The following is a 13,876-nucleotide window of genomic DNA, read 5'->3' on the forward strand; positions in this document are numbered from 1 at the left end:
AATAATTGGACGATGAACACGCTGACCTGTTGGCTGACCGCTTTGTGGGTCACGAGGAACCGTCAGAACATGGTCCAGTTCTTGAACCAGGAATTCGTCAACGTGTGCTTCCTGCCAAGTGTTACCAACAGAATCTGCCGTGTAAGCATCTTTAGTAATGTGGCCCTGAGTTTCACCATGAATAGACATATAAGCTGGAGTTGGCATAATCACTTTCCCTTAAATTTTAGTCATTTCGATAAGTAGAGCATAACGCTGCTCTTTGCGATGACTGATACATGGCAACCACCGTGCCAACTTTTAATTTCATTTAAAAACAGAAGCTTATAACTTTTTGTGAATTTTTAACTCATTTTTATTGCCAACTTTTTGGAAAATTTTCTAATTTTTTGTTTTTTAAACCCGAAATTTGCAGCAACCATTTTCACATCCATATTTTTCTTTTAACTGTCTTTCTTCTTTTTATATAAACGCCAATTTATCTGGCCAGCTCTCGCTTATTTAGTGAAATCTTAAACCTCTGCCACATTTTTCGACATCCGTTAAATTGCCTGCCTTTACAGTGCTTTTTCCTATTAAAAAGCTCATAGTGAAACCCCTTACCACCATGCACCCATGCTAATTGCCACCAAGTATTAAAATAGTCACTAATACAGCGACTTATCGCACTGGTTTCGGCCATCGGCCTTTTTAAAATCTGATTATAATCCGGGCTTTACCTGATTCGAATTTGATGGGCCTATGATTAACGTAAATTTAGCTTCTCTGATTCAACGCCTGCATCCTATTGCGAAAGTCGCACTGGAAGATGCAGCCGCACTCGCTGTTTCTGAACGTTCAACGGAAGTATCGATTGAGCATTATTTGCTTAGTCTGCTTGAACGCCCAAATAGTGATTTCGACTTAATTCTGGCAAGTTTTGACTGCTCCGAAAATTTAATTCGCCAGTCCCTGAATGCTTCGCTGCAGCGCAGTGATAAATCCGCCGGTGGTAAACCTGTTTTTTCTGCCCTATTGATTGAATGGCTGCAGGAAACCTGGCTGATGTCATCCATCGACTTAGGGCAGCAACAAATCCGAACCGGGGCATTACTGCTGACACTGGTTAAAAACCCGGTACGTTACGGCCAGCATGACATTCAGAGCTTGTTCGAACCAATCAACAGCGAAACCCTGAAACGAAACTTTGATCAGTTCACCGCAGATTCCATTGAAGCGCAGGTTGCCAATACCGAGAGCAGCGATCCGCGCCAGGAAGGCACTGCTTTGAGTAAATTCACCATAGATTTCACCGGTAAAGCCCGTGAAGGTAAGATCGACCCTGTGTTCTGCCGCGACCGGGAAATTCGCCAGATCATCGATATTCTCGCCCGTCGCCGTAAGAATAATCCCATTGCAGTCGGTGAACCGGGTGTCGGCAAAACCGCCGTGGTAGAAGGCCTGGCGCTGAAAATTGTTGAAGGCGATGTGCCGGATATCCTCAAAGGCGTCGAACTGTTCGGCCTGGATATGGGTTTGTTGCAAGCCGGTGCCAGTGTAAAAGGCGAGTTCGAAAAACGCCTGAATGGCGTCCTTGATGAAGTCAAAAACTCACCGACGCCTATTATTCTTTTCATTGATGAAGCCCATACGCTGGTTGGCGGCGGTAATCAGGCCGGTGGCAGTGACGCCGCTAACCTGCTCAAACCCGCGCTGGCACGGGGTGAAGTGAAAACCATCGCGGCAACCACCTGGTCGGAATACAAAAAATACTTTGAAAAAGATCCGGCGCTGGCCCGCCGCTTCCAATTGGTGAAGTTAGACGAACCTTCACCGAAAGAGGCTGCCCTGATTATTCGCGGCCTGCGTCCGGCTTATGAAAAAGCCCACAATATTTATGTGCGGGATGACGCCATCGCCTGTGCGGCCGAGCTGTCTTCTCGCTATATTTCCGGTCGTCAGCTGCCGGATAAAGCCATTGATGTGCTGGATACCGCGTGTGCCCGCGTCAATATCAGCCTGAGAGCGACACCCGCTCCGGTTGAAAGCCTGCAACAGCAGATTGCCTCGCTTAATCGGGAACTGGAAGGCCTGAAGCGTGACGAACTGCAGCAAACCGGCGATAAGAAAAATGCGTCCCTTATCCCGCAGATTGAAAACCAGATCACTGACTTGAACCATGAACTGACAGCACTGACAGCCCAATGGCATCAAGAGAAGTCTCTGATTGATGAAATGATCAGCCTGCGCCAGAAGCTGCATATTGCCACTGGCGAAGCCACAGAGACAGCCTCTGCTGAAGACGAAGCAGATGACAACACAACAGATATGGATGAAGCCTCAATTCGTGCTGCCATTCTGCGCTGTCAGGAAGCACTGGATGCCTGCCGTACAAACGAAGTGCTGGTTCACTTTGAAGTTGGCCCCGAAGAAATCAGCCAGGTCATCGCAGACTGGACCGGCGTACCAGTCGGTAAAGTATTAAAAGACGAGTCTTCCTCGGTGCTGCAATTAGATGAGTCACTGGGAAGCGTGATCAAGGGCCAGCCGTTTGCGATCAGCTCGCTCAGTGAAGGCATCCGCGCCGCCAAAGCCGGATTGATGAATCCGGATGCTCCTATGGGCGTCTTCCTGTTGGTCGGTCCGAGTGGTGTAGGTAAAACGGAAACGGCCCGCGTCATTGCTGATCAGCTGTTCGGTGGCGACCGCTTTATGACGACCATCAACATGTCGGAGTTCCAGGAGAAGCACACCGTTTCGCGCCTGATCGGTTCACCGCCGGGTTACGTGGGTTACGGTGAAGGTGGCATGCTGACTGAAGCCGTGCGTCAGCGCCCGTATTCTGTGGTGCTGCTGGATGAAGTGGAAAAAGCCGATCCGGAAGTGATGAACCTGTTTTATCAGGTCTTCGACAAGGGCACACTGAACGACGGCGAAGGCCGGGCGATTGATTTCAAAAACACCCTGATCCTGATGACCAGTAACCTGGCGACGCAAGAAATCGAAGCGCTGACTCAACAAAGCGGCGACATCACCGCGCCGCAGATTGCTGATGCCATTCGTCCGACACTGAACCGCTATTTCAAACCGGCACTGCTGGCCCGAATGAACGTGATTCCTTATCTGCCCCTGGCCGATGACGCGATGACCGACATTATTCAGCACAAGCTGGGCAAACTCGGCGCCCGCCTGAAAGCCAATCACGACCTGACGCTGGCCTTTGAACAGGATCTGGTCGACTTTGTGCTGGGCCACTGCCGACTGAGCGAAACCGGTGCACGTAATATCGATGCAGTGATCAACCGTCAGCTTCTGCCTCAGCTCTCCAATGAACTGTTGGGGCATCAGGGTGAAGAAAGTGTTCACACCACACTGACAGTTTCTGTTGATGAACAAGGATCGATCGAGTATGCCTTCAGTTAATTCTGGAGAACTCAATAACCTGCTACTGGCAATCAGTCAGACATTGTCAGACCGTACACAGCTGGCGTCCACTATGGACGCCATTCTGGCTGCGGCACGACAACTGACTCAGGCGAAGCACGGCATCATGTACGTGCTGGATCAAACCGGACAGGCATTAGTTCCCCTCAGCGTACACAAGCATGAGCAAGCCATTATTGACCATACCTGGCTGCCAATGCAGCTTGATATGCTAAAAGATAATGACCCTTTGGGTTATGCCATCACTTCTGGCGAGATCGTCCTGATCAACGATCTGTACACCTACTCCGGCTATAACTGTGACCTGATTTATCAGAACGAAGCAGCTATGGGTCTGCACAGTGCCAACCTGCTGGCCTGGCCGCTGAAAGATCACCAGAACCTCACCGTTGGATTACTGGTGTTGTTCGACTTATGCCTGATCGATGATGAACAGTCACTGTCTGTCTTTACCAAACTGGCTGGCACCAGTATTCGTCAAGCCACCCTGCTGGACACTTACCACACCAGCCTGCGCAATTTAGAAGCCGACAATGCCGCGCTTAACCGCGAAAATCAGCAGCTGAAAGCCCGCAAAAAGCCCAACTATGATGGGCCGATTGCGGAAAGCGAACCAATGCGTCAGGTACTGGAACGGCTGCAACGCATTCTTACCTTACCGGTTGATGTGTTGCTGCGAGGCGAAACCGGCGCTGGCAAGGAAGTGATTGCCCGCTATATTCACGACAATTCCAATCGCTCAGATAAACCCTTTATCGCGCAGAACTGCGCGGCTATCCCGGAGCAATTGCTCGAGTCGGAGCTGTTTGGTCATAAAAAAGGCGCTTTTACCGGCGCTGATAAAGACAAAATTGGTCTGTTTGAAGCTGCCGATGGCGGCACGCTTTTTCTTGATGAAATCGGTGATATGCCACTGCTGCTCCAGGCCAAGTTACTGCGTGTATTACAAGAACGTAAATTCCGTGCCATTGGCAGCAGTGAAGAGCGCAGTATTGATGTTCGTGTGATTGCGGCAACGCACTGTAATCTGATGGATAAAATCCAGAAAGCCGAGTTTCGCGCCGACCTGTTTTACCGTCTGAATGTCTTTCCGATTAATCTGCCGCCACTGCGTGAACGTCAGGATGACATTCTGCCACTGGCAGAGCACTTTATTACGCATACCAGCCAGAAAATGCAGCTGGACAGCGAGCCGGTGTTGAGCAAAAAAGCCCGCAAGCAACTGCTGGAGTACGGCTTTCCGGGTAATGTCAGGGAGCTGAGAAATGTCATAGAGCGAGCGGTGCTGCTGTCGGATTTTGAAACGGTAGACGCACTGGAACTGGGCGAAATGGATACCTTTATTCCTGCTGATATCCCCGAAGAAACGATTTTTGAGGTTGAATTACCCGAGATTGACGCCGGATCATTAAAAGATTCGGTCAATCAGTACGAGCGGGATGTCATTATCAAAACTCTGGAGCGTTTTAACTGGCAGACTCGAAAAGCCGCTGAATCGCTGGCTGTCCCTGTGAGTACGCTCAATCATAAAATCAAGAAGTATGAGATCTTACCTTAGCCTGCACGTTTCTCCCTCTGGATTGAGGGAGAATCCTTACATAGCCAACCTAAGCATTACCCCGCCAACATAATCTCCATTAATTATTCGTTCAATTCATTTGATTTATTTCACTTTCTATCACCCACGTCAGATGCTTCAGTAAAGCCCAGTCTATTGCAGGGTGAGAGCATGAGTTAACAAGTTGTAAAATCACCATATAAAAAGCATGTTGGGATCTACAAAAAGAGTGATTTTTAACCGCCTGCCACTGGTGTGAAATGCATGAGGTGTCTAATAATTACTCAACCAGCCCGAGAGAACTTACGTGCGTTCAAAAAGTAAACATACGTGCTCTCACCCTGCAGTCTATTGTGGTCACAGATAGCTTTGGTAATATTTCCAAAGCCGTACTGGCTTCCCCTGATGCAACGTTCGAATAGCCTGACGCAGCACTCAACTCACCGGATAAAACCAGCTGAAAATAATTACCATTGCCAAAAAATGTAATAAAAAGTGAGGAGAACAGCGTTTTTTATTAATTTATCATCTCTTCAAATAGGTAAAACTAATATAAGCATTAGTGTATACATTTACTTGAATGCAATACATCACGATATGTATTTATGTATGTATGTAGTTATCATTGACTGAAGAGTACTATTGAGTGCTCGGGACCGCCGAAAAACATCCTACGAGAATGATGGATTAATTGAAGAGAGATTCGAGGTGTCGTTGGGGGAGATAAAAAATCACCGCCGAACGGCGGTGATTTTTAGTGCTTACTGAACGTATATATTGGCTGTTTTTCCTTGGCCGTAATTCCCATATTTATCTTCATAACCAGCCTGAACACCAATGCTCTGAGTGCCTTTATTTAACTGTTCAGAATACAAGCCATAAGTAAACTCCGTACGTTCTGAGTTTATTTGGGCTGCACTCCAATAAGTGGTCCAACCATTTTGGGGGGTCAATTCAATATCATCAGGTATAGGTCGATTAAATGTAAATTTCACTCTCAACGTCTGCCCTTGTTTAACCGTTGAGCTACCATCCGGGAATGTAATCTGGGTGACTAATGGCGTGCCAAAGACTTTAATTCCAAGGCTATCAGGTTTACCAACCATACCGTCATCCGCTGCAATGTAGCTCCCTTCGGGTAAACTAAAATTGATATCTGCATCAACACCTGTTGGCGAAATATATTTCACTTCCCAATGCGTGCCATTCTTTCGATTAAATTGCTCAATATATCCTACATCTCCTCCAGCCGAGGAGGTAATCATCAAATCTTCCTTAGACAATTCTTCGACAGCTTCAGTGAAATTAAGGTCAAGCCAAACAACCTTACTCCCGCCAACTTCAGTTTGTTTATCGTCATAAAGTGAAATATTAACTTCTGGTACTGTCCACGGCTCCACAACAACATTGGCAACCGGATACGTGACTTCATTTCCTGCATAGTCAGTGGCTTTAATCGTCAGGTTATGTGTTCCCACGGCTGCTTTAAAGTCGAAGGTGTATACACCACTCGCTTCCGCCGGCTTAGTGTAATCGGACGGGTTCGTGCCACCGTTCAATGTTGCCACTACCTTGGTACTGTTCAGGTTCGCATCCTGAATGTTGGCCGTTAAGCGAATGGTGTATTTGCCATCCACAGTCGGCATGACAGGCGCTTGCACTGCCTGAACATCCAGAATATTCGGGCTTGCCATATCAATAATCAGTGGCGAGATGGTCACCGGAGAGCCTTCCCCTTTCAGGGTATAGCTCGGCAGTGAACGGCCCAGATTATCCAGAATCGACAGTTTCAGGTGATACGGACCCTGCATACTTTCAGTCAGAGTTGCAATCTCAGTCGCTGTTGTCAGACCGTTGAAATCTCCAGTCAGCGTAATTGGGCTCAGACCCGCAGCCTGTGGTTCCAGTGTCACCACATAGCCTTTCACTTCTGCACGTGAATTCGGATCCGTCACTGTACTGATATTGAACGTCTGTGTATTGTTCGCCAGCACAATATTCGAATCTTTCTTCTGCGCACCCAGCAGTTCCAGAGTTGCCTGTGGCTTGAGGATATTGACAGTGAATTCTGTCTTATCATTCATACCAACATTATCTTCTGCTTCAATATACACCCTGAAACTATTCTTACTCCCAAGTTTTGCAGACTCAAATGTCAGTTGATGGATAGCATCATCTGCAGAAGATTTGTCAATAGTAAAACTGTCACCTAAATCTTTCACGATATATTTAACGCGACTCAGGCCACTGGCTTCATCTGAAATATCGAAGTTCATCAGCACATTGCCATTCTCATCAGAGCCAATGCTATAAACATCTGCAATCACTGGTGGTGCCTGATCAATACCTAAATTGATTGTTTTATGTGCCGTCGAATTACCCCATTTATCGTAAACTTTCACAAGCACATCGACATTATCCCCCGTATGATCAGGTGCAACCTCTCCTCGGAAACTCACACACATCAATTCAGGTTCATCCAAACAAGGCTTCGCACCACCATCAAAATTTTCTTGAGCGTGAGAAGTTAAATTGAATCGGTTCAAACCTAGGTCAACTTCAACGTTATCAAGCGTTGCTTCTTGGCCAACACCAATCTTCAAAGCAAAATCGACCGTTTTAGAATTAATATAGTCCCCTTCTTTAATTCCAATCACTTCAACACTTGGTTTGACATTAGGTACCTGAAGCTGAATCGTTGAATCAGAATCCAGTACAATGTTTCCAGCTTTATCTTTCAGCCCAGAAACTTTCACAAAGTGCTCCACATCATTACTACGAATGAAATCGTTATAATTTCCTGTAAAGGCATAGGTAATCGTTTTATTACCATTGCTTGGCTGAATATTAGTAGGTTCGTATTCCGTCAGACCTTTATGCAACTTCACTTCAGCGTTGCTGTCCATACCGGAGAGCGCATCATCTACAGTCACTCGTACTGTTAGTTTCTTCACGTCTCCAACCGTATCAACATCACCTTGCTTCAGTTTGAAGTTGTCTTTATTCGTGATCACTGGCGCATCGATATCGACCATGTTGAACGAGAAGATCTGGTCAACTTTGGCGTCATTACTTGCAGTTGTTCGGGTGATCAGTACCGGATTATTCGCCATATTGCGGTCAATGTTGTCGAACTGACACACAGGCGAGGCGGTGTTGGTGTAGACCTTGTAGTAGCCCGACGTATCGTTATCCGGCGCGCCGTCACCGGTGTAATCTTCGCGCAGCCAACATTCGAGTTTATTCAGGACGGCACCTTCCGCATTCTGAATGCCGAATTCAGCACGCAGGCTCTGGCCAAAAGTGAATGTCCCGAAGTTTGCCGGGTTCAGAACGGTCAGGCTGTAGCCTTCACGCTGAACGGTCAGCGGACGTACTACGGTTGTTTTCTGACGCGGACTCCCTTGGTTAACCTTGGTTTTGTTATAGACATCAACCACCAGGTTGTATTTACCGTCGTTGGCAATCTGGGTATTCAATGTTGCTTTACGTTGCGTTTCGTTGCCCGGTACCGGACTAAAGACAATGGTCTCGCCCTGCTCGGTACCGACACGGAACAGGGTTGCTTCCACCTTATCAATGCCACTTTCAGGATCGACCGCATTCAGATAGAGGTCGACGGTTCCCACTTCAGTGATCGTCTGGGCCGGACTAATTTCAAGGTTATTACTCTGATAACGCGCTGTTAGTGAGGCATCAGGCGGTGTGGTATCCACCTGAATGGCAAAGGTCGTTTTATCCTGCAGATTGCCACGAATATCCTCAGCATTGATTTTCAGGGTGAACTTCTGCTGCATATTGGTTTCAATCTCGTTCGGATTGGTTGGCTGTGTCCCAGCTACGCCCGGCGGTGGGGTTGTGCCGGTGTAAGTCCAGTAAACCACTGAACCCGGTTTGATCGGATCTGTGCCCTCGTCCTGAACCGAGATACTGAACACATAACCCGGCTCAACGAAGTCATTCACTTCATCAAAGTTATTTAACGTGATTGTCGGGCCTTCATTATCGAAGTAAGTTGAGACCGCATTTGAGCGGCTCTCGAAGCCATATTTATCTGTCGCTTTGACAAACACTTTGATCTGATGGCCTTCGCTGGTATTGATCAGCGACGTATTCGCCTTTTGCAGATCAATATTAATGTTGGTCAGCCCCTCCGGCTTGAACGGCTCCACCAGCTTGACTTCACTGGCGCTCAGTTCCTGCCAGAAGCTGATATTTTCAACACTGGAGTCATCCGTAATGCTGGCAATATTGGCAATGAATTTGGTCCCCATAATATTGCCGGATAACTCAGGTGCTGTACCGTCTTTCAGCGTCGGTGTCGCGATCGCTGGCCCTATTTTATCAATCTTGAATGCAAAGGTGCCTTCCCCTTCATTCGGCGGATAAGCTGTATCCCGCGCGGTGATATAGAGCGTGTAGGTTTTACCATGATCCAGATTCGCCGCGACCAGCTGCATTTTGGTGTTGGCTTTATCGCCCAGCAGATACGCTGGTACTGTTGAGCAATCCGGGCCGCACGGCGCCAGATCAATCAGTCCTGCGCCGGTATGCAGTTTGAGTTCAATATCGCCCAGCGCACTGACATTTCCGATCCCATTATTCAGCACCGCGAGTGGCGACCATTGGCTGTTACCGCCCAGCAGTTCCACGTCAGAATCCAGCACTTCCGGTGCCTGAAAATCGACATTCACCCGGAAACGACCGACATTCGGATCGGTGGCAGGAATGAAGTTCCCCAGTTTATCCGCACCTTCGGTGATCAGCGTCCATGAACCGGCATCCAGATGAACCGGTTTCGGAATTTCCAGATCATCGGCACACTGGGTATCCAGACACAGATACAGGGTCACGATGTTGCTCTCTGATTTGGATTCTTCCTGCGTCACCACACGTTCTTTGGTGCCGTTGCGGAAAATGAATCGACGCTTGGCCGGATCCTCACCGACTCGCTCATCCACTTCAAATTTCAGTGTTTGTTTGAAGTTGGTGTTGATATACGTGGTATCCGGCAGACTGTCGGCTTTAAACGGCGGAACGAAGGTATATTTCGGCGGATCGTTATCAATAATAAAGATGGTCGCTTTTTTGGTCTGGCCGTTATAACCATGGCTGTTGCCTTCACGGTCAGTTGCACTCAGCAACAGATCCAAACGGGCGATACCCGGATAGTCGTTGGCCGTATCCAATCCAAACTGATGCTTCTCTGCATAGGCATCGTTATCGATTTTATTGGCCGAGATCCCCGTTGGCGTAGTCGCATTGTTCTCGGTGTCCACACCCCAGAACAATTCCAGCTTGGTCGGCTGCGCGCTTTTATCCAGACCTGACGGGTCAGTCACATTCACAATTGCGCTCAGATCACCGCTCACATACCACTTGTTGAACAACTGAATGGCATTGCTGGCCAGCGGATCCAGACTAACTGCTGGCGGCTCCTGATCGACCGCTTCCGCAGGCGTGTTAAAGACCTTCTGGCTTTGCAGCGTCGGATCCGATTTCGCAAAGCGGTTGGCGTAATACATCGCCACTTTGTCATCGACTTTGCCGGTAAATTTTGTTTTCACAAAGTCGTAGAAATGTTCGCCCAGTTTCTCACGGTAATAATTTTCACCCAGCGGATCATTGGCAAAATACAGTTGCTGACCGGCGGCATTCTTTCCATCCGGTTTTCCGTCTCCAACGATATCCGTGTAATACAGTTTTGCCAGATCCGTACTGTTTTGTACCGCACTCGCATTGGCAATATCACCCATGGCTTCCAGCAGGAAGCGGTACAGATATTTACTGGACGGCGGATTTGGAATCGTCAGCAACTCATCATTATTCGCGTAATAAGTTGTGGTCGGGTTGAAGCCGAAGAACTGGCTGGTCTGCTCCCCGAACATGGCATTCACATCCGAGAGAATGCCCTGAGCCGTGCCTTGTGTTTTATTCGATTTATCAAACAGGTAATCAAAGAACCCGGACTGGAAAACCGACAGTTCCGTGATGATAAACTCACGATCCCCGGATTCACCGCCTACCATGCCGTAGCTGCGCAGGCCGTGTTCTTCGGTCAGGTCAAATTCAGTCAGTGCATTCTGACTCCATTTGTAGAACTGGGTAGACCCCGTCACCGTTACCCGGTGGATCTCACCGGCAAACTGAGAATGCGTCTGACAGCTAGCCGTGTCTTTTAGCGTGCCACCGCCTGTTTTCGACGGCTCAGCAAGCATCTTACACGACGCAATCGACGCCCACTGGCCGGAGGCGTTTAAACGTTCAATGGTTGCACTCGCGCCAATATAGGGCGACGTCACCTTGATTGAAGGTAGGTTAAAAGTAGATTTGAACTGAAACTTATAAGGCACAGATAAGTTGCCTGAACCATCCTCAGTCACAATGGTGATGGTTTGCGCGTAGCTTTCATCTACACGAGTAAAGTCTGCCCCGAAGATTTCCCGGACAAAGGGAATGAAATAACGTGCTTCGCTGATATAACCTTCGCTGTCGGGTGCCGGGAACACTTCATGGGGAAGCTGGCCCAGATTACTTTTCACTGTCCGGGTGATCGCGACCGGCTCACCGATTTTCCCCGCTTCATAAGTGACAATGACATTGAGTTCCTCTGCCGAGGAACTGGTCACTTCAGAGCTGCCCGTGGCGTCTGAAACACTCAGAGTCAGATACGGCACCTGATTCTGATCAAGCACCAGGGTGGTAAAGTCTGCAAAATCGACTTCCGGATGAACGCCTTTCAGCCCTTGCAGGGCATAAGCATAATTCAGGTTAAGATACTGTTTTCCGTACAGATCCTGGAAATATTCTTGCGTCAGGTTGTCCTGATATTCGCCGGTATCTGCGTCGAAGAACTTCATCGCGACTTCAGGAAACGCGACGCTTTGCGTCGGCGCTGTGGTATCCGACAGGATCAGATACTGTGTCTGACTTTTGTTGCCGTTACCATCCGTTGCAGTGAGAAAGAAGGTGGTCTGTCCGCCAATAAACAGACCACGGTCGAAATTCTGGGTAAACGCACACACATCTTCCTGAGTGTCAGGATCTTTTTGCATGGTACAGTTCAGTACGTCCGGCGCACCGGCGTTCACTGCAATGGTTGCGCTGGCAATCTCTGACCCGGCATCTTTGATGGTTCCGGTCAGGGTATAGAATGCCTTATTGACCGGGTTAAAGGTCTTCGGCGACGTGATATTGATCACTGGCGCGAGGTTATCCCACCGGAAAGAAACAGATTGCGCATCATCGGCATTTCCGAGCACATCAGCCACTTTCAGAACCAGACGTCCCTCAACGGGTTCAGCCGATAACTTATCAATTTCCAGCGTATTGACCTTGGTGACCACCAGCGTTTCACGCACACCACTGTCGAAAGCCTCAGACTGCACACTACAGAGTGAAGAAATACCGTTTTTACAGTTTTCCAGTTCGCCCCAGCCGCTTTCTGCGGTTTTGGTCTGCAAGAAAACTTCTGCGTACTCAATCCCGATAAAGTCGGTGACTTTGACTGAAACCAATCCAGAGCCGGACAAGGTTTCATTCCCGAAACGCACCACTTCCGGCGCATCTTCATCAATGGAAACTGGTGCTCGCGGGGCATAAATCCCGCCAGAAGCATTGTTCAGACGATTCACCAGCGGAGTGTAATCACTGGCTGGAGTCGAAGAAATATTGATGTCCGGGTTATTTACCACCCGGAGCAAATGCTGGGCTAATGTGTTGGTGTAATACTCAACATTCAGTTTTTGCAGACCAAACGACAGCGCCACCGGCAAAGCCGAGACTTCATCCAGTGACCAGCCATCCAATTGTCCGGTTGCCTGAATATCACGATATTGCAAATCAACCAGATTGTAAGAGGTATAAATGAGCTTTTCTTTGTCACTGCCGCCTGATTTTTCCAGCAGCTCATAAGCTGCTGAAGAGTATGCCAGCAAGAATGCGCCATACTGATGACCTTGTGTGGCAACAGCGCTGTAGTTACCGACAGAAATATCCAGTGGCTGAACCGAAAAGACATCAAATCCATACTGGCTGTTCACGGCTGCGTTTGCGGATTCAATGGCTGCCGCAGTCTGTTGACCTAAACGCTGAAAATTATATTCAGCCAGACCCGCGGCAATATTGGTCAGCGGAGTCAGCATGACATTCCGGTTTTGACCTTCCACAAAATTGACATAAGCCCGGAACTTCAGCGGGCCTCTGTCATTCACTGTCACGACATTTTTTGAATGCGGATCCAAATATCCGCCACCGTTAGCTTCAATATACAACGGCGTGGTCCCGGCCGTGAGCGCGATAGAAAAACGCCCATCCGGGTTGGTGTTGGTGGCAGCTAATAAACGACCTGCTTTACCATTGTTGAATTCGTAAACACTGACTCTTGCATTAGAAACCGCAGCATCAAATACGACGCCGCTGAGAATACCTTGCTGGCGATCTTTCGGATACTCAGGATAAGTTTCTTCACTGCCACAAGCCGACAGGAGTACAAAAAGCAACAATAAAACAATTTGTCTGAACACGTTAGCCACACTGAATAATTGATCAATAGCGCATTATTATATGCAGTACAAGACTCAAAACAATCCAGTAAAAACAACAAGTTATAAAATCACAATGACAGCCTAAACCGTCAGAATGACAGGAAAATAAGTAATTTAATCAGGCGGATTTCATGTGATTCAGCCAAAAACGACGCTTCCAAGCGAACATAAGGCCAATAAAATGTCTTATTAATGGCTATATTTGTGAGCTGTTCACCAAGCTTGTACAGCGAGCACTAATTTAGTGCAATCTGGCGCTGATTATTTCACCACATTGTTCGTATATCTGCCATTACTAAAAATTACCTTTCGTACGAAATGCTAATTACGGGGAAGTTTTACGGTCTGA

Annotated in this window: 4 protein-coding genes; 2 read left to right on the forward strand and 2 right to left on the reverse strand. The window is 48.0% G+C overall.

Going from position 1 to position 13,876, the window contains the following annotated elements:
- On the reverse strand, nt 1–207 hold a 207-nt coding region (tssD, locus tag L6J37_RS14290), incomplete at its 3' end, for a type VI secretion system tube protein TssD (RefSeq protein ID WP_237795583.1).
- Nucleotides 208–741: 534 nt separating this feature from the next.
- On the opposite strand from tssD, the gene tssH reads away from it, so the two are divergent.
- Together tssH and L6J37_RS14300 are read left to right on the forward strand one after the other, a co-directional pair.
- Nucleotides 742–3,402, forward strand: coding sequence for a type VI secretion system ATPase TssH (tssH, locus tag L6J37_RS14295; protein ID WP_237795585.1), 2,661 nt, complete (start codon nt 742–744; stop codon nt 3,400–3,402).
- Nucleotides 3,389–4,981, forward strand: a complete 1,593-nt coding sequence (locus tag L6J37_RS14300) for a sigma 54-interacting transcriptional regulator (protein ID WP_237795586.1) — start codon at nt 3,389–3,391, stop codon at nt 4,979–4,981. The genes tssH and L6J37_RS14300 overlap by 14 nt, the downstream gene beginning before the upstream one ends.
- Nucleotides 4,982–5,742: 761 nt before the next feature.
- Here the strand turns inward: L6J37_RS14300 and L6J37_RS14305 are convergent.
- A complete protein-coding gene (locus tag L6J37_RS14305) occupies nt 5,743–13,506 on the reverse strand; it encodes a hypothetical protein (RefSeq protein WP_237795587.1) in 7,764 nt (2,587 codons plus the stop codon).
- Nucleotides 13,507–13,876: the final 370 nt, after the last annotated feature.

Origin of the sequence: Photobacterium sp. WH77 (genome assembly GCF_022014395.1) — a bacterium.
Classification (GTDB): Bacteria; Pseudomonadota; Gammaproteobacteria; order Enterobacterales; family Vibrionaceae; genus Photobacterium; species Photobacterium arenosum.